This is a genomic window from Sphingomonas vulcanisoli (genome assembly GCF_011761305.1).
Taxonomy (GTDB): Bacteria; Pseudomonadota; Alphaproteobacteria; order Sphingomonadales; family Sphingomonadaceae; genus Sphingomonas_I; species Sphingomonas_I vulcanisoli.
Window position 1 is genome coordinate 27108 of record NZ_JAAOZC010000003.1, and the last position, 16994, is coordinate 44101.

Genomic DNA, 16994 nt, shown 5'->3' on the forward strand with positions numbered 1-16994 from the left:
ACTTTGGTAAGCGCAAAAGCGTTCGAGCGCTGCGGGGGCGCTCTGACGGGGTGTCAGTCTCGATGTTTTTTAAGCGTATGCGCGGCCCGCTGGCCGGCGGTCTGGCCTGTCTCGCGCTTGCGGCTTGCGGCGGTGGTGGCGGCGGCGCGACCCCGACCACGCCCGACAACGGCGCCGCCGCCGCGCAGGCCGCCGCGACACTGAAGGCGCAGGAAACCGATGTCTCGCGCCTCGCCAAGCAAGCCACCTTCGGCGCGACGCAGACTTTGATCGATCACATCAAATCGGTCGGCGTCAGCGCCTGGCTCGATGAGCAGTTCAGCGCGACCGGCAGCACCTATGCCGATATCGCCGCCGACAAGAAGCAGTCGGGCAGCGCCGGTTTCTGCGCGACGACGGACAATCAGTGCAACCGCCACTATTTCTCGCGGGAGCCGGTGGCGATGCGCTTCTATGCGGATGCGCTCGGTAAGCCCGATCAACTCCGCCAGCGCGTCGCCCTCGCCCTGTCGCAGCTGATGGTCACCTCCGCGCTGGAAGTGCCCAACGCCGAGGGGCTGGCCGGTTACAACCAGATCTTCCTGGATAACGCCTTCGGCAATTTCCGCGATATCCTCGGCAAGGTCACGCTCTCCGGCTACATGGGCGATTATCTCGATATGGCGGGCAGCAACAAGAATGCCCCCAACGAGAATTATGCGCGCGAGATGCTGCAGCTGTTCACGATGGGCCCGAACAAGCTTAACATGGATGGCACCCTCGTCACCGATTCGACCGGCGCCGCGGTCGCCAATTATACCGCAGATGACGTCCACAATGTCGCGCTCGCGCTTACGGGCTGGACCTATGCCCGCTTCGGAGCGGCAACCGACGCCTCTTTCACCGATTATGCCGCGGCGATGGTTCCCAATGCCGCCGCTTATGCGACGACGGCGAAGACCTTCCTCGGCATCACCATCGCAGCCGGTGCGAGCCAGACCGACAGCCTCAACCAAACGCTGGACGCCGCCTTCAACAACGCCTCCACCCCGCCTTACATCGCCAAATATCTGATCCAGCAGCTCGTCACCTCCAACCCGTCCGCCGGTTATGTCGGCCGCGTCGCGGCGGTGTTCGTCAACAACGGATCGAACGTGCGCGGCGATATGAAGGCGGTGATCAAGGCGATCCTCACCGATACCGAAGCGCGCGGCGCCGCGGGCAGCGGCGACACTTACGGCAAGGTCAAGGAGCCGATCCTGCTGCTGACCGGCGTCGCCCGCGCGATCGGCATGACCAGCGACGGTTTCGTCCTCACCCAGCGCGATGCCGCGCTCGGCCAGCCGGTGTTCCAGGCGCCGTCCGTGTTCAATTTCTATCCGCCCGATTTCCCGCTGCCCGAAAGCACCACATTGGTCAGCCCGTCATCGAAGCTGCTGTCCACGGGCACCTACGTGCTCCGCAGCAACCTGGCCTATGATTGGACGGTGAGTACGCCCGCGCTCACGCGCAGCGAATTCAACGTCAACACCGCCGTCACCGGGGCGACCGGCACATCGATCGACATGACGAGCTGGGAGGCGTTCGGCACCGATATCGACAGCATGATCGATCGCATCGATCTGCTGTTCGCCAACCGCACGCTGACCGATGCGCAAAAGGCCGCGCTCAAGAGTGCCGCCACTGCGGTGACCAACACCAACGCCACGACGCAGGCGCGGATGCGCGCGCAATCGATGCTTTACGTGATGTTCTCCAGCCCGCTCTATCAGGTGGACCGCTAATGGCTCTCGATCTTTCGCGCCGCCAGTTCGGCAAGCTGATGGCGGGCACGGGCGCAAGCGCCGCCTTCCTCCAGCTCGGCCGCACCGCGGCGATCGCCGCTCCGGTCGCGGGCTATAAGGCGATGGTCGGCATCTTCCTGTTCGGCGGCAATGACGGCTGGAACATGGTCGTGCCCAACGACGCGCGCTTCGCGGGCTATGCCGCCTCGCGGGGCACGGTGGCGCTGACGCAGAGCAGTCTCGTGCCGCTGGCGGGATCGGCCTATGGCCTCAACGCCGCACTGCAGCCGCTGCAGCAGATCTGGAACGAGGGCTCGCTCAATCTCGTGCTCAACGCGGGCACGCTCTATCAGCCGCTGACCAAGGCGCAGTATCAATCGAGCCCCCTGCTTCGCCCGGTCAATCTGATGAGCCATGCCGATGAGCAGGCGCACTGGCAGGGTCTGCGCGCGCGCGACATCAACGTCGATGGTTTCCTCGGCCGGCTCAACGATCGCGCCGCGGCGACCACGCTGCCGGGGCTGATCTCGTTCAACGGGACGCAGCTCGCGGTGCTCGGCAAGACGAGTTCGCCGCTGGTGCTGCCCTCGACGGGCACGGTCGTGCAGAATGCGGCGACGGGCAATTCGGCCGATCCGGCGGTGTTCGCGCGCAACAGCGCGATCAGCGCCTTTGCCGACGGATCGAGCTACGGCACCGTCACCAAGACGACCGGCGCCGGCATCAGCTCGGCCTATGCGCAGGCGAGCACCGCCAACACGATCCTCGCCTCCACCTCCAGCACGGTCGATCAATATTTCGTCCGGCCCGGCACCACGACGGCGCTGACCAGCGATATCTCCCGTCAGTTGCTCCGCGTCGCGCGGATGATCGAGGCGCGCTCGACGCTCGGCCAGGCGCGGCAGACCTTCTTCACCGCCCAGGGCGGCTATGACACGCACGCCAATGAGGCGCCGACGCAGACCGCGCTCTACACCGATCTCGCCCAGGCGATGCTCGCCTTCTACAATGCGATGAAGGCGCTCGGCCTCAACGAGAATGTCACGGCCTTCACGATGAGTGATTTCGGCCGCGTCTATAAGGGCAATGCCCAGAACGGCACCGATCACGCCTGGGGCAACAACCATCTCGTCATGGGCGGCGCGCTCAAATCGAAGATGGTCTACGGCACCTATCCCTCGACCACGCTCGGCAGCAGCGACGATATCACCGGCGACGGCCGCTTCCTGCCGACGATCAGCCAGGAGCAATATCTCGGCCCGATTGCGGCCTGGCAGGGAGTGGCGAGCGCGGACATGCCCTATGTCTTCCCCAATTGGGCGACGTTCAGCGGCAATACGCTGGGTTTGTTCCAGGGCTAGCCCCTCCCCTTTAGGGGAGGGGTTGGGGTGGGGGACTCCGGCAAGATTACGAAGGACGGGGGTGTTGGGAGACCCCACCCCCAACCCCTCCCCTGAGGGGGAGGGGCTTTAGACATGCTTCCCTCCGGCAACCGCTTTGCCTAGAACCCCGCATTGCGTGCAGCTTGGGGCGGAAATGACGACGTTCGATATTGTGGTGGGGCTGGTGCTGATCGGCGGCGGCGTGCTCGGTTCGCTGAGCGGCTTCGTCAAGGAAGTGCTGTCGATCCTCGCTTGGGTGCTGGCGATCTTCGCGCTCAAAATGCTGCATGCGCCGGCCAGCCGCTTCCTGGCCGAGATCGTCAATTCGTCCGGTGGCGGCGCGGTCCTCGCCTTCGTGCTGGTATTCGGGATCACCTATCTGCTCGGCAAATGGGTCGCGGCCTCGATCGGGCGGCGGACGCGGCAATCGGTGCTGGGCTCGCTCGATCGCCTGCTCGGTGCGGGCTTCGGCGTGCTCAAGGGGCTGCTGGTCGCCACCGTCGCCTTCATGGCGACCAACCTGCTGCTCGATGTCTGGTCGGGCCGGGATGCGGTGCGGCCCGAATGGATGCGCAAGGCCAGGACCTATCCTCTGCTGGACGCCAGCAGCCGCGCGGTCGTCCAGTTCGTCCACTATCGCCGCGGCGACATGCCCGGCCACCAATTGCTCGATCGTACCCGCCTCGATAACGCCCAGGGCAACGGCGCGGTCTAAGTCCTCCCCTGAAAGGGGAGGTGGCGCGCGAAGCGCGTCGGAGGGGTATCCTGCTATCGTGAGGGTGACACCCCTCCGTCATCGCTGACGCGATGCCACCTCCCCTTGCAGGGGAGGATCGACACGAACGGTTTCTATTCGGCCGCCAACGGCTACATAAGGCGGCATGACGGCCGCGCTCTACAACAGCACGATCCTCCGGCTCGCCACCGCGATTCCGCATCAGGCGCGCCTGGAGCATCCCGGCGCCACCGCCGAGCGGCGCTCGCCGGTCTGCGGCAGCCGGGTGACGGTGGACGTGACGCTGGATGAAGCGGGCCGCGTCGCCGCAATCGGCCAGCTCGTCCGCGCTTGCGCGCTGGGGCAGGCTTCGGCGGCGCTTATGGGCGAACATGCGATCGGCAAGACCGCCGCCGAGCTGGGCGAAGCGCGTGATGCACTCGGCGCCTTCCTCGCAGGGGACCGTGACGATCCCGGCGCCTGGCCCGGCCTCGAAATCTTCGCGCCGGCGCGGCCGCACAGTGCGCGCCACCCCTCGATCCGCCTCGCCTTCGAGGCGGTGACCGAAGCCGCCGAGCGCGCGGGCACGGGCGCGGCGTGAGCGAGAATCTGGTCCTCGATGGCGTGATCATGCTGGGCACGGCGCTGGCGCTGGTGCTGCTGTTCCGCAGGCTCGGGCTGGGCGCGACGCTGGGTTATCTCGTCGCGGGCGCGCTGATCGGGCCGTCTGGCTTCGCCCTCGTCGGCGGCGCCCAATCGAAAATGAATATCGCCGAGCTCGGCATCACCCTGCTGCTGTTCATCGCCGGGCTGGAGCTCAATCTCGCGCGGCTGTGGCGGCTGCGGCGCGATATCTTCGGTTTCGGCCTGGCGCAGGTGGCGATCTGCGGCCTCGCGCTTGCGGGGGTGGTGCTCGCCTTTGCGGGCTTCACTTATGCGGCGGCGCTGGCGATCGGCCTGCCGCTGGCGCTGTCCTCCACCGCGCAGGTGCTGCCGATGCTGCGCTCGGCGGGCCGGATGAACACGCCATTCGGCGAGCGCGCCTTTGCGATCCTGCTGTTTCAGGATGTGTCGATCGTCCCGCTGATCACGATCATCGCCGCGCTGAGCCGTGCGCCCGCTGACCCCGCGACGCCGCCGGGATGGCTGATGGCGCTGTATACGGTGGGCGCGGTCGTCGCGCTGGTGCTGGCCGGGCGCTACCTGCTCAATCCCTTGTTCCGCTTCATCGGCGGGCTGGGCGAGCGCGAGCTGTTCGTGGCGGCGGCCTTGTTCACTGTGCTCGCCGCATCGGCGGTGATGGAATGGCTGCACCTTTCGACCGCACTCGGCGCCTTCGTCGCGGGCGTGATGCTCGCCGATTCGCCCTATCGGCATGAGCTGGAGGCGGACGTCGATCCGTTCCGCACCATATTGCTCGGCCTGTTTTTCGTTGCGGTCGGCATGATGCTCGATCTTCACGCGATCGCCGCGCGGCCTTTCTTCGTGGTGGGATTGGCGGCGGCGGTGGTGATCGTGAAGGCGGCGCTGATCTTCGGCATCGCCCGCGCCTTCGGCATCGCGACGCGCTCGGCCTTGGGTCTCGGCTTGCTGCTCAGCCAAGGCGGCGAGTTCGGCTTCGTGCTGTTTGCGCAGGCCAAGAATGCGATGCTGATCTCCGATTCGGCGGCGAGCCTGATGGGCGCGGTGGTGACACTCTCGATGGCGACCACGCCCTTCCTGATGCAGTTCGCGCGCCGCTTCTACGATCCCGACAAGGCGCCTGCGGCCAGGCGCGACGATCTCGATGGCCCGGAGAAGGCCGATCATTCGGCGGCGGTCGTCGTCGGCTACGGGCGCTTCGGGCAGACCGTCGCGCAGATGCTGATGGGTGCGGGGATGAGCGCCACGATCATCGATAACGATGCCGAGATGATCGATATTGCCGCGAAATTCGGGCTCAAGGTCTATTATGGCGATGGCACGCGGCTCGATCTGCTCCGCCAGGCCGGTGCGGACGAGGCCAAGGTCATCATCTTCGCCATGGACAAGGATCAGCTGAGCCGGGAAGAACTGGAGGTGGCGCTCAAGAGCTTCCGCCAGGCCGCCATCTTCGTTCGCGCTTATGATAGGCGGGCGGTGCTGGAATATCGGGGGCTCGATGTCACGCTGACCGTGCGCGAGGTATTCGAGAGCGCGGTGCTGATGGGCCGCCGCACGCTCAAGACTTTGGGCGTGGAGGAAGGCCGCATCGCGCGCATCGAACAGGCCTATCGCGCGCGCGACAAGGAGCGGCTCACGCTCCAGGCCGACAAGGGCATCTTCTCCGACGAGGCCCGCGCCGCTTTCCATCCCCAGCAGCCGTTCGATGAAGCGGAGGCCGAGTCATGAGCCGGTGGATCGCGGCGGCGGCATTCTCGGGTGCGCTGGCGGTGATGGCGGGCGCGTTCGGCGCGCATGGCGTAACGGGCCGGGCGGCGGAGTGGCTGAAGACCGGCGGCGAATATGAGGTGGTTCACGCCGTCGCGGCGATCGTCGCGGTGCGGCTGGGTGCGCGGGTTGCGGCGATGCTGCTGCTCGGCGGATCGATCCTGTTCGCGGGCACGCTGTACGCGATGGCGCTGGGTGCGCCGCTATGGCTCGGCGCGGTGACGCCCCTGGGTGGTCTGGGGATGATTGCGGGGTGGATTTGCCTGGGGATCGGAATGCTGCGGGACAAAGCTTAGATTGTGTCCGGTTTTCAAACCCCTCCCTTTTAAGGGAGGGGCAAGGGGTGGGTGAGCATCTTCGGGGCTCGATGCCCCCGACGATGCTTTCGGTTGCGGGTTAAGTCAGTCTTTGGGCGCGCAGACGCGCGCACCCACCCCCGACTCCTCCCTGCGAGCAGGGAGGGGAGATTAGGCAACCACCATCGCTTCCTGATCCAGAAAACGCGCCACATCCGCCAGCGCCACATCCTTCGCCAGAAACGTCTCCCCTATTCCGTGCGCGAGCAGAAAGGGCAGCTTGCCGCCCTCCATCTTCTTGTCATGCAGCATGTGCGCAACCAGCGCCTCGCCCGAAGCGCGAACGCCCGCATCGCTAAGTGTCGAAGGTAGACCAGTGTCCGCCAGATGCCGCGTCACCCGCTCCGCATCCGCTCCCGAACACATCCCCATCGCCGCGGAGAAGCGGAACCCCAGTGCCATCCCGCACGCCACCGCCTCGCCATGCAGCAAGCGGTCCGAAAAGCCCGTTTCCGCCTCCAGCGCATGGCCGAAGGTGTGGCCGAGGTTGAGCAAGGCGCGCCGCCCCTTGGTCTCGCGCTCGTCCTCGCCCACGATCCGCGCCTTGGCGGCGACGCTGTGCGCGATCGCCTGGGTTTGCAGCGCGACATCGCCGGCCAGCAGCGCGGGGCCGTTCGTCTCGCACCAGGCGAAGAAAGCGGCATCGTCGATCAGGCCGTATTTCACCACCTCGGCATAGCCCGCGCGCATCTCGCGGGCGGGCAGGGTTGCCAGCACCAGCGGATCGATTAGCACCAGGCTCGGCTGATAAAAGGCGCCCACCAGATTCTTGCCCGCCTTGCTGTTGATCGCGGTCTTGCCGCCGACCGAGCTATCGACCTGCGCGAGCAGGCTGGTCGGCACCTGCACGAAGCCGCAGCCGCGCTTGAGGATCGCCGCCGCGAAGCCGACGAGATCGCCGATCACCCCGCCGCCCAGCGCGACGATATGATCGCCGCGCTCCACCTCCAGCGCGATCAGGCGATCGGTCAGCGCCTCGAGCTGAGCCCAGCTCTTCGTGCTTTCGCCGGCCGGCAAAAGGATCGTCTCGACGCCGATCGCGCCCAGCCCAGCCCGAAGCGTCGGCAATTGCACCGCCGCGACATGTTCGTCGGCTATGACGATCAGCCGGCCAGCCCGGGCGAATGTGGCGAGCACTTCGCCGGCACGGCCCAGCAGCCCGGCCTCGATCAGGATCGGATAGGAACGCTCGCCGAGCGATACGGTAATCTCGGTCATGCCAGTGCCCTCAGGATCGCCTCGACCGCCGCGCTGTGCGGCAGCGGCTCGCTGCGCACATGAATCGGCGCGAGCGCATAGATCGGATTGCGTTTCTCGGCGAGTGCGGTGAGCGCCACTTTGGGATCCTGGCCCTTGAGCAAGGGCCGTGCGCCCGGCCGCCGCGCCACCCGGCCCGCGAGCACGCCGATGTCGGCATCCAGCCAGATCGCGGTGGCGCGATCGAGGATCAGCGCCCGCGTCTCCTCGTTCATGAAGGCGCCGCCGCCGGTGGCGATCACCTTGCGCCTACCTTCGATCAGCCGGGCGATCACGCGCCGCTCGCCATCGCGGAAATGGCCCTCGCCATAGCGTTCGAAGATTTCGGCCACGCTCAGCCCCGCGGCCTGCTCGATCTCCTCATCGGAATCGACGAACGGCAGCCGCAGCCGCTGGGCGAGACGGCGCCCTACCGTGGATTTGCCCGCGCCCATCAGCCCGACCAGCACGATCGATCGTTCGGGGGCGGAATGAAGGCGGGCGGCGGACACGCGCGGGCTATACACAGGCGCCCCGTCTCGGGCAAAGCACGCGGGAGCCAACGGAGAGAGCATGCCGCGTCCCCTGATCATCCTTCTTGCCATCATCGTCGTGATCCTGATCGTGCTGTTCGGCCTGTCGATGCTGGATCGACCCGTGCCCGTGACGCATGTCGAGCGCGCGCTGACCAATGCTTCCGCGCAATAGGCTTTTGATCGCGGGCGCGGCGGCGCTCGCGCTGGCGGCGGCGGCGATTGGTCAGGAGCAGAAGCCCGAATCGCTGCTGCCGCCGGGCTTTTCCAGCGCGCCCCCCGCGCCCGCGCCTGTCGTCCCGGACTCCTCCGGCGCGGTGCCCGTGCCCGATGTCGAGGCGCCGCTCGATAACGCGACCGAGACCGACGAGGCGGCGCCCGATCTGCCACCCGCTCCGCCCGAAATTCCCCCCGCCGCGCGCCGCTCGCTCGATCGCGTCGGCGCGAGCGACATCTATGGCGATCAGGCGTTCGGTTCGCTCGACGGGCGCTATGTCGCCACGCTCATGCGCGGCATCCAGGCGCCGATCGCCTCGCGCTGGGCCGAGATCGTGCTGCGCCGTGCGTTGCTGGCCAGGACGCCGGCGCCGGCGGGCGAAGGGCAGGCCGATTGGGTCGCCGATCGCGCCGCCTTGCTGCTGCGGCTGGGCGAATCGAACGGCGCGCGGCTGCTCGTGCAGGCGGTGGACGTCGATATGTTCTCACCCCGGCTGCGGCGGGTGGCGATCGAGAGCGCGCTCGCGGGTGGCGATCCCGCCGGCCTCTGCCCGCTGCCAGACGGCGCCGAGACGGTCGGCGGCGATGCCGTGTGGCCGATGATCCGCGCGGGTTGCGCGGCGCTCTCGAACGATGCCGCCACCGCCAATGCGATGATCGGCAGGGGGCGCCCCGGCGATCCGATCGATCATATGCTCGCCGAGAAACTGGCGGGCGCGGGCGGCGCGCGCCGCGCGATGCCGATCGATTGGACGGGCGTGGATTCGCTCACCGATTGGCGCTTCGGCCTGGCGACCGCGCTCAACATTCTCGTGCCCCAGCCCCTGCTCGATGCGAGCCCAAGCTGGTTCAAGGCCTGGGCCGCGCAGGCGCCGATGATCGCCGCCAGCGACCGCATTCCCTACGCGCGCGCCGCTGCCGTGCAGGGCGTTCTCTCCGCCGCCGAACTGGTCGATCTCTATGGCCGAGTGATGGACGAGGCGGGATCGATCGATACCGACAGCCCCTCGGGTCGCCTGCGCGCCGCCTATCTCGGCGACGACGATGAGGCGCGCGTCGCGGCGATGCACAGCCTGTGGGATGGATCGCAGGGCGAGCCGGATCGCTACGCCGCCGCGATCCTCACCGCGCGGGCGGCGGCGCGGATCGCCCCCGATACGGATCGCAAGGCCGATGTCGTGCCGATTCTCGGCAGCCTGTTCGCGGCGGGGCTCGACGTGCAGGCGGCGCGCTGGGCGCCGGTCGTCGCGCAGATGAAGGGTGAGGACGGCGATCGCGCCTGGGCTCTGCTCTCGGTGGGGGCACCCCGCGCGCCGTTTCAGATCGATGCCGCGCGGCTGCAAAGCTATGCCAAGCGCGCCGGCGATGCCGGCAAGCAGCGCACCGCGATGCTCGCGGCGGCGCTGGCGGGGCTCGGGCGTCTGCCGGTTGCCGATGCGGAGAAGGCGGCGGGTACGCCGCTGGGCCGGAGCGTCCCGCTGACCAACGCCTTCCAGCGCGCGGTGACCGGCAATGCGCAGGGCGGCGCGGCGCTGCTCGCGGCGGTGGCGATGCAGAGCCCGAGCTGGACCGGCGTGCCGCCTAGCGATTTCTACCGTGTCATCGCCGGCCTGCGCGCGGCGGGGATGGAAACTGAAGCGCGGATGCTCGCCGCCGAGGCGATGACCCGGCTGTGAGGAGCGACCGCCTCTCCCCTCCCGCGTGCGGGAGGGGCCGGGGGTGGGCAGGACACACGCGCAGAGCTCCCCCGGATCAAGTCCGGGGTCGCCCCACCCCTAACCCCTCCCGCTCGCGGGAGGGGCATGCGTGAGCGACACCCCCCTCATCGAAGCCTTCCTCGAAATGCTCGCCGCGGAGGCGGGGGCGGCGCGGAACACGTTGATGGCGTACGGCACCGATCTGCGCGGCGCGTCTGAGTTCCTCGGCGGCCGCCTCGCCGAGGCCGATACCGCCGCGCTGGAACGGCTCGGCGAAAGCTGGCTGCCGCTCGCGCGCTCCACCGCCGCGCGCAAGGCGTCCGCGCTGCGCCGCTTCTTCGGCTTCCTCGCCGATGAGAAGCTCCGCGCCGATGACCCCTCGGCAGCGCTGCCCCGCCCGGGCACCGCACGCACCCTCCCCAAGATCCTCGGCCACGCCGATGTCGATCGCCTGTTCGCCGTGATCGCCGATCGTCTTAAGGCAGCGCGCTCCCCCGCCAACCTCCGCCTCGCCGCGCTGATCGAACTGCTTTACGGCTCCGGCCTGCGCGCCACCGAGCTGGTCTCGCTGCCGCGCCGGCTGATCCGCGCCGATCAACCCTTTCTGATCCTCAAGGGCAAGGGCGGCCGCGAACGGCTCGTCCCCCTCTCCGATCGCGCCCGCGCCGCCGTCTCCGCTTATGCCGAAACGCTGCCCAAGGACGGCCAATGGCTGTTCCCCTCGGGCGCCAAGCACCTCAGCCGCGTCCGCCTCTATCAATTGGTGCGCGAGCTGGCGGCGGAGGCGGGCATCCCGCCCGATCGCATCAGCCCCCACGTGCTGCGCCATGCCTTCGCCACGCACCTGCTGGAGGGCGGCGCCGATCTCCGCGCACTGCAGACCATGCTCGGCCACGCCGACATCGCGACCACGCAGATCTACACCCATGTCGATAGCCAGCGGCTGGTGGAGCTCGTCACGACACGGCACCCGCTGGCGGATAAGGGGCGAAACTAAGCGGCACCCTCACCAACCGTTCGTGCTGAGCTTGTCGAAGCACTGTTCTTATTTCAGCGTTGGAGAAGAAGGGCACCCTTCGACAAGCTCAGGGCAAACGGTAGATGGGTGGCGCACCGGAAGCCTCCGCGTTGACGCTTTCCGCTTGGCCTCCTAACCCGCGCGCCATGGTGGCCTTCCTCGATTTCGAAAAGCCTCTCGCCGAGCTCGCCGCGCGCATCGCCGAGCTGCGGGAGACCGCTGATGCCAATGGTACGCTGGATATCGATACGGAGGTCAGCCGTCTCCAGACGCGCGCCGACAAGATGCTCCGCGATCTCTATGGCAAGCTCACGCCGTGGCAGAAGGCGCAAGTCGCACGCCATCAGGAACGGCCGCATCTCAAGGATTATATCGCGGGCTTCGTGCAGGATTTCACCGCGCTGGCCGGCGATCGCGCGTTCGGGGACGATCAGGCGATCATCGGCGGGCTCGGCCGGATCGCGGGCCGCCGCGTCGTCGTGATCGGGCATGAGAAGGGCGAGGATACCGCCAGCCGCATCCGCCACAATTTCGGCATGGCAAAGCCAGAGGGTTATCGCAAGGCGATCCGGCTGATGGAACTGGCGGAGCGCTTCGGCCTCCCGGTGGTGACCCTGGTCGATACCGCGGGCGCCTTTCCCGGCGTCCAGGCCGAGGAGCGCGGCCAGGCGGAAGCGATCGCGCGATCGACCGAGGCCTGCCTCAATCTCGGCGTGCCGCTGGTCGCGGCGATCGTCGGCGAGGGCGGTTCGGGCGGCGCGGTGGCGCTGGCGGCGGCGAATCGGGTGCTGATGTTCGAACATGCCATCTATTCGGTGATCTCGCCCGAAGGCGCGTCCTCGATCCTGTGGCGCACCGCCGATCGCGCTTCGGATGCGGCCGATGCGATGAAGATCACCGCCGCCGATCTCAAGAAGCTGGGCGTGATCGATCGCATTGTCGCCGAGCCGGTGGGGGGCGCCCACCGCGATCCCACGCTGGCGATCGCCAATCTCGGCGCTGCGGTGGCCGATGAGCTCGATGCCCTCGCCCCGCTCGATCGCGCCACGCTGATCGATCAGCGCCGCACAAAATTCCTCAATATCGGCGTGTAAATCCCCAAAACCCTCGCCCGCGAAAGCGGGAGAGGGTTAAAATGACGGGAGAGGGCTGAAATAAAAAGGCCGGCGAGGTTTCCCCCGCCGGCCTTCTTTTGCCCGTGCTCTTAAGCTTAGCTGGCCTTCATGTTGGTCGCGACATTGTTAAAGGTCGTCGAAATCTTGCCGCCGAGCGTGCTCATTGCGCCAATGGCGGCAACGGCGATCAGCGCCGCAATCAGGCCATATTCGATCGCCGTGGCGCCCTTGCTGTTCTTGATCAGGTTCCGAATGGTACGCATTTACTATCTCCTCGTCAGGGCCAGCGGCCCCCAGATTTTCCGTCCCGCCGCTCCCGCCCTTGGGCCGACACCGCTTCCTCTAATGGAAGGGGGTAACCGAACCCTTAATGCGCTGTCGATTTTGAACCGCCGGTTTCAGCCGGTGGGCGTCGCCGCCACGACCTGTGCGGCGACATTGCCCCAAAGCCCGCCGGAACGGTTGCCCAGCGCGCTGATCCCGACGACCGCGACGATCACGACAAGAGCGACGATCAGCCCATATTCGATCGCGGCGGCACCGCGCCGATCATCGAGAAGCTTGCGAAAGCTGGGCAGCATGCCAGGGCCGTAGCCGAGTAAGGTAAATTAAAGGTTCGAGCTTGGCCGAATATCTGATGGTCCCGGCGGTGGCGCTGATCGATGGCGATGGCCGCGTGCTGGTGCAGCAGCGTCCGGCGGGCAAATCGATGGCGGGCCTGTGGGAATTCCCCGGCGGCAAGCTGGAGCCGGGCGAAACGCCCGAGGCGGCACTGGTCCGTGAGCTGCGCGAGGAATTGGGGATCGAGGCCGCCACCGCCTGCCTCGCCCCCGCCTGCTTCGCCAGCGAACCGCTGGGCGAGCGGCACCTGCTGTTGCTGCTGTACGTCTGCCGCAAATGGCGCGGCATCCCGCAGCCGCTGGAAGGCGGCGCGCTCAAATGGATGCGGCCGGTGGAGCTGCACGGGCTGGACATGCCGCCGGCGGATCGGCCGCTGATCGGGCTGTTGGAGGCGTTGCTCTAGCCAAAGCCCCTCCCTTTCAAGGGAGGGGTTGGGGGTGGGTGCGCGCGTCTGCGCGCCTAGAAGACTCTCCACCGCCCTAAAGCCTCGAAAGGGGCATCGAGCCCCTCTCGAGGCTGACCCACCCCTTGCCCCTCCCTCAAGAGGGAGGGGTTGGCTTTTTCAACGCCCCCGCCAAACTCGCCGTCGCCGATCCGCGCTTGGCCGGCTGCGGCTGATCGGGGCTGGGGGACCAGGCGGTGAGGAAGATCAGCTGGAAACGCTCGCGCGTCTTGCCGTCGGGCTCGGCGGCGTCCGCGAAGGCGGCGTTCAACCGCGCGAGGCGCGCGCGGCTGAGCCAAGGCGGGGTCTGTCCCGCCAGCTGGTTTGTCGCCGCCATGCCGCGCAGATCGGCGATCAGGCTGAACACCGTGCCATAGCGCACGTCGAGAGACTCGACATCGGCGACCGGCAGCGTGAACCCCGCGCGCGTCAGCAGATCGCCCGCCGCGCGCACGTCGATCTGCGGGTGGAAGCGCGCCGGCGCGGCCTCCCCCGCATCGGCGGCAGTGATCGCCGCCTTGAGCGCGGGCAGGCTGCCCGCCCCGACGAATGCGGCGAGCAACAACCCATCCGGCCTAAGCGCGCGGCGGCACTGGACGAGCGCGCCGGGCAGATCGTTGACCGTATCGAGGACACCCGCCGAGACGATCAGATCGAAGCTGCCGGGCGCGAACGGCAGCGCGTCCTCCTCGCATTGGACGCCCTCCGCCGCTGCGGCGAATCGCGCCCCCGCGTCGCACGGCATCACCGTCAAGCCCCGAGCCCGGAGCGCCCCCGTCAGCGCCCCGTCGGCGCAACCGAGATCGAGCACGTCCTTGAAGTCGCGCGTCACGAAATCCAGCCGCTCCAGCAGCCCCTCGATCATCGCATCGCGCAGAAAGCCGTGCGCCGCATAACCCGGTTGCGCGCGATCGCGGCGGCGGCGGCGCAGCGCGCGGCTGAAGATTTCGGGCGCGGCCATCGCGGGCGCTTGTGCCGAGCGAGCGGGCGCGGGACAAGCGGGCAGGAATTTAATCCTCACCCGCCAGGGGGAGGTGTCAGCGCAGCTGACGGAGGGGGAGGATGCGATGTCCGTAAATGTATCTCTGTCCTCCCCCTCCGTCGCCTTCGGCGCCACCTCCCCCTGGCGGGGGAGGATATTTGGGGCCCTCAAAACCGCAGCCCAGCGCATCATCGCCTTCGCTCTCCCGCCGCGCTGCGCGGGGTGCGGGCTCGTGGTCGCGGCGGATCACAGTTTCTGCCTCGTCTGCTGGCAAAGCCTCGATTTCCTCGGCGGCCCCGCCTGCGCGGTCTGCGCCGAGCCGCTGGAGCTGGCGCTGCACCCCGATACGCGCTGCGGCGCCTGCCTTGCCGATCCGCCGCCGTTCGATCGGGTGCGCGCCGCCGTCGCCTACGGGCCGATCGCGCGCGCCCTGGCGCTCAAGCTCAAACATGGTGCGCGGCCCGGCGTCGCCATCACCATGGCGCGAGCGATGCGGCGCGCGGCCCCGGCGATGGCGGCCGAGACGCTGATCGTGCCCGTGCCGCTTCACCGCCGCCGCTTGTGGTCGCGCGGCTACAATCAATCGGCGCTGATCGCCCGCGCACTCAGCAAGCTAACCGGCGGCACGCTGGCGCTCGATCTGCTCGAACGGCGCATGTCCACGCCGATGCTGCGCGGGCTCAATCCCGGCCAGCGCGCCCGCACCGTCGCCGGTGCCTTTGCGGTTAACGGCACGATCAAGGGCCGGTCGGTCGTCCTGATCGATGATGTCTATACCACCGGAGCCACCGTGCGCGCCTGCGCCAAGGTGCTGCGCCGGGCCGGCGCGACGCGGATCGAGGTGCTGTGCTGGGCGCGCGTGGTGCGCGATGATGCCGTCCTGCGTTGACAATTGGCATCGGCGACATAGGTCGCATGGCTAAGGAGCGTTCGTGATGCCGAAGATCGAGATCTACACCAAGATGATGTGCCCCTATTGCATGCGGGCCAAGAAATTGCTCGCCGACAAGGGTGTCGCGTTCGAGGAATTCGACATCACCATGGGCGGCCCCAAGCGCGCCGAGATGCTGGAACGCGCCCCCGGCCGCAGCACCGTGCCGCAGATCTTCATCGGCGATCGCCATATCGGCGGCTGCGACGATCTCGTCGCGCTGGAGCGGGGCGGCAAGCTCGATCCGTTGCTCGCCGCCGCCTGATGCGCGCGGCGCTGTTCCAGGCCTGCACCGGAATCGATCCGGCGGCGAGCGCCGCTGCGCTGTCGGCGGCAGCGGCGAAGGCGCATGCGCAGGGCGCGGACATGCTGTTCACGCCCGAGATGACCAACATTCTCGATAGGGACCGCGCGCGCGCCGCGGCCTCGATCACCACGGAGGATCAAGACCGCGTGCTGGCGGCGGCGCGCGAGGCGGCGGCGAAACATGGCCTGTGGCTGCATATTGGATCGCTGGCGCTGAAGGGCGGGGCGGACGACCGTTATCTCAACCGCGCTTTCGTGATCGACGATAGCGGTGCGATCCGCGCGCGCTATGACAAGATCCATCTCTTCGATGTCGATCTGCCGGGCGGCGTCAGCTGGCGCGAATCGGACAGTTACAGCGCGGGCAGCCAGCCGGTGGCTGTCGATACGCCCTGGGGCCGCATTGGCCTATCCATCTGTTATGACTTGCGCTTTCCCGATCTCTACCGCGCGCTGAGCGATGAGGGCGCGGTGATCCTCGCCATCCCCGCCGCCTTCACCGCGATCACCGGCGCGGCGCACTGGCACATCCTCCAGCGCGCCCGCGCGATCGAGGCGGGCGCCTTCGTCATCGCCGCCGCCCAGTCCGGCACCCATGCCGATGGCCGCGAGACCTATGGCCACAGCCTCGTCGTCGATCCCTGGGGATCTGTCATGCTCGATATGGGCGATGATGCTGAAGTTACGACCATCGACATCGATCTCGCCAAGGTCGATCAGATCCGCACCCGCGTCCCCGCGATCCGCAACCGCCGCCCGATCGGCGCGGTCGAAGTGGCGGCATGATCGTCTTCGATCTCGCCTGCGCAGAGGCGCACGTCTTCGAAGCCTGGTTCGGATCGAGCGAGGATTATGAGGGCCAGCGCGCTCGCGGTCTGGTCGCCTGCCCGATCTGCGGATCGCCGGAGGTGACGAAGGCGGTGATGGCGCCCAACGTGGGTGCCAAGGGCAATCAACTCGTGCCGCAGGCGCCGGCCAAGCCCGTGCCGATGATGGCCGGCAACGCGCCCGCGCCGGCCGAGATCAAGCAGATGCTCTCCAAGCTCGCCGAAATGCAGGCCAAGGCGCTGGAAAAGAGCGAGGATGTCGGCGGCCGCTTCGCCACCGAAGCCCGTGCCATCCACGATGGCGATGCCCCCGATCGCCTGATCCACGGCCAGGCGACGATTGCCGATGTCAAGAGCCTGATCGAAGACGGGATCGGCGTGATGCCGCTGCCGCTTCCCATCGTGCCGCCCAAGCAGCTGCAATAGCGAAGCCAGCGGGCTTGTC

Annotated in this window: 20 protein-coding genes; 15 read left to right on the forward strand and 5 right to left on the reverse strand. The window is 67.8% G+C overall.

The window, feature by feature from the left end; all coding sequences use genetic code 11:
- The first annotated feature begins 62 nt into the window (after nucleotides 1-62).
- The 6 genes from FHS31_RS06735 (at nucleotide 63) to FHS31_RS06760 (ending at nucleotide 6565) form a co-directional block, all read left to right on the forward strand.
- Nucleotides 63-1763 (forward strand): DUF1800 domain-containing protein, encoded by a 1701-nt coding sequence (locus tag FHS31_RS06735; RefSeq protein ID WP_167072622.1) that lies wholly within the window; start codon nucleotides 63-65, stop codon nucleotides 1761-1763.
- Nucleotides 1763-3124, forward strand: coding sequence for a DUF1501 domain-containing protein (locus FHS31_RS06740; RefSeq protein ID WP_167072623.1), 1362 nt, complete (start codon nucleotides 1763-1765; stop codon nucleotides 3122-3124). The genes FHS31_RS06735 and FHS31_RS06740 overlap by 1 nt, the downstream gene beginning before the upstream one ends.
- A 175-nt stretch (nucleotides 3125-3299) precedes the next feature.
- A complete protein-coding gene (locus FHS31_RS06745; RefSeq protein WP_167072624.1) occupies nucleotides 3300-3860 on the forward strand; it encodes a CvpA family protein in 561 nt (186 codons plus the stop codon).
- A 166-nt stretch (nucleotides 3861-4026) separates the two neighbouring features.
- On the forward strand, nucleotides 4027-4461 hold the full coding sequence (locus FHS31_RS06750; RefSeq protein WP_167072625.1) for an iron-sulfur cluster assembly scaffold protein: 435 nt from the start codon (nucleotides 4027-4029) through the stop codon (nucleotides 4459-4461).
- Nucleotides 4462-4490: 29 nt separating this feature from the next.
- Nucleotides 4491-6230 (forward strand): cation:proton antiporter domain-containing protein, encoded by a 1740-nt coding sequence (locus FHS31_RS06755; protein WP_167072969.1) that lies wholly within the window; start codon nucleotides 4491-4493, stop codon nucleotides 6228-6230.
- A complete protein-coding gene (locus FHS31_RS06760; protein WP_167072626.1) occupies nucleotides 6227-6565 on the forward strand; it encodes a DUF423 domain-containing protein in 339 nt (112 codons plus the stop codon). The genes FHS31_RS06755 and FHS31_RS06760 overlap by 4 nt, the downstream gene beginning before the upstream one ends.
- A 171-nt stretch (nucleotides 6566-6736) precedes the next feature.
- On the opposite strand, the gene aroB is transcribed toward FHS31_RS06760, so the two are convergent.
- Both aroB and FHS31_RS06770 read right to left on the reverse strand, forming a co-directional pair.
- Entirely contained in the window at nucleotides 6737-7843 is a 1107-nt protein-coding gene (gene aroB, locus FHS31_RS06765) for a 3-dehydroquinate synthase (protein WP_167072627.1), read from the reverse strand.
- Nucleotides 7840-8373: a shikimate kinase gene (locus tag FHS31_RS06770; RefSeq protein ID WP_341786306.1), complete on the reverse strand. Its 534-nt coding sequence runs from the start codon at nucleotides 8371-8373 to the stop codon at nucleotides 7840-7842. Before FHS31_RS06770 ends, aroB begins: the two co-directional genes overlap by 4 nt.
- A 61-nt stretch (nucleotides 8374-8434) precedes the next feature.
- Between FHS31_RS06770 and FHS31_RS16580 the strand changes: the two genes are divergently transcribed.
- From FHS31_RS16580 to FHS31_RS06785, 4 genes are all read left to right on the forward strand, one after another.
- Nucleotides 8435-8569, forward strand: a complete 135-nt coding sequence (locus FHS31_RS16580) for a hypothetical protein (RefSeq protein WP_279587883.1) — start codon at nucleotides 8435-8437, stop codon at nucleotides 8567-8569.
- Nucleotides 8553-10286 (forward strand): hypothetical protein, encoded by a 1734-nt coding sequence (locus FHS31_RS06775; protein WP_167072629.1) that lies wholly within the window; start codon nucleotides 8553-8555, stop codon nucleotides 10284-10286. Before FHS31_RS16580 ends, FHS31_RS06775 begins: the two co-directional genes overlap by 17 nt.
- Before the next feature lie 130 nt (nucleotides 10287-10416).
- Nucleotides 10417-11304 carry a tyrosine recombinase gene (locus FHS31_RS06780; protein WP_341786307.1) on the forward strand — a complete coding sequence of 296 codons (888 nt, stop codon included), beginning with the start codon at nucleotides 10417-10419 and terminating at the stop codon, nucleotides 11302-11304.
- Between the two features lie 167 nt (nucleotides 11305-11471).
- The gene (locus FHS31_RS06785) at nucleotides 11472-12419 is read left to right on the forward strand and encodes an acetyl-CoA carboxylase carboxyltransferase subunit alpha (protein ID WP_167072630.1); all 948 of its coding nucleotides are present in this window, start codon (nucleotides 11472-11474) and stop codon (nucleotides 12417-12419) included.
- 116 nt (nucleotides 12420-12535) lie between these two features.
- Here FHS31_RS06785 and FHS31_RS06790 read toward each other — a convergent pair whose 3' ends face one another.
- Both FHS31_RS06790 and FHS31_RS06795 read right to left on the reverse strand, forming a co-directional pair.
- A complete protein-coding gene (locus FHS31_RS06790; RefSeq protein ID WP_167072631.1) occupies nucleotides 12536-12703 on the reverse strand; it encodes a Flp family type IVb pilin in 168 nt (55 codons plus the stop codon).
- A gap of 135 nt (nucleotides 12704-12838) precedes the next feature.
- Complete coding sequence (locus FHS31_RS06795; RefSeq protein WP_167072632.1) at nucleotides 12839-13021, reverse strand: Flp family type IVb pilin; 183 nt, start codon at nucleotides 13019-13021, stop codon at nucleotides 12839-12841.
- Nucleotides 13022-13077: 56 nt separating this feature from the next.
- Between FHS31_RS06795 and FHS31_RS06800 the strand changes: the two genes are divergently transcribed.
- Nucleotides 13078-13464 carry a (deoxy)nucleoside triphosphate pyrophosphohydrolase gene (locus FHS31_RS06800; protein ID WP_167072971.1) on the forward strand — a complete coding sequence of 129 codons (387 nt, stop codon included), beginning with the start codon at nucleotides 13078-13080 and terminating at the stop codon, nucleotides 13462-13464.
- A 136-nt stretch (nucleotides 13465-13600) separates the two neighbouring features.
- On the opposite strand, the gene FHS31_RS06805 is transcribed toward FHS31_RS06800, so the two are convergent.
- Nucleotides 13601-14464 (reverse strand): methyltransferase domain-containing protein, encoded by an 864-nt coding sequence (locus FHS31_RS06805; protein ID WP_167072633.1) that lies wholly within the window; start codon nucleotides 14462-14464, stop codon nucleotides 13601-13603.
- A gap of 106 nt (nucleotides 14465-14570) precedes the next feature.
- Between FHS31_RS06805 and FHS31_RS06810 the strand changes: the two genes are divergently transcribed.
- The 4 genes from FHS31_RS06810 to FHS31_RS06825 are packed head-to-tail and all read left to right on the forward strand — an operon-like array spanning nucleotide 14571 to nucleotide 16975.
- Nucleotides 14571-15374 (forward strand): double zinc ribbon domain-containing protein, encoded by an 804-nt coding sequence (locus tag FHS31_RS06810; RefSeq protein ID WP_167072634.1) that lies wholly within the window; start codon nucleotides 14571-14573, stop codon nucleotides 15372-15374.
- Between the two features lie 46 nt (nucleotides 15375-15420).
- Nucleotides 15421-15681: a glutaredoxin 3 gene (grxC, locus tag FHS31_RS06815; RefSeq protein WP_167072635.1), complete on the forward strand. Its 261-nt coding sequence runs from the start codon at nucleotides 15421-15423 to the stop codon at nucleotides 15679-15681.
- Nucleotides 15681-16508: a carbon-nitrogen hydrolase family protein gene (locus tag FHS31_RS06820; protein ID WP_167072636.1), complete on the forward strand. Its 828-nt coding sequence runs from the start codon at nucleotides 15681-15683 to the stop codon at nucleotides 16506-16508. The genes grxC and FHS31_RS06820 overlap by 1 nt, the downstream gene beginning before the upstream one ends.
- Entirely contained in the window at nucleotides 16505-16975 is a 471-nt protein-coding gene (locus FHS31_RS06825) for a DUF1178 family protein (protein ID WP_167072637.1), read from the forward strand. Before FHS31_RS06820 ends, FHS31_RS06825 begins: the two co-directional genes overlap by 4 nt.
- The last annotated feature ends 19 nt before the right edge of the window (nucleotides 16976-16994 follow it).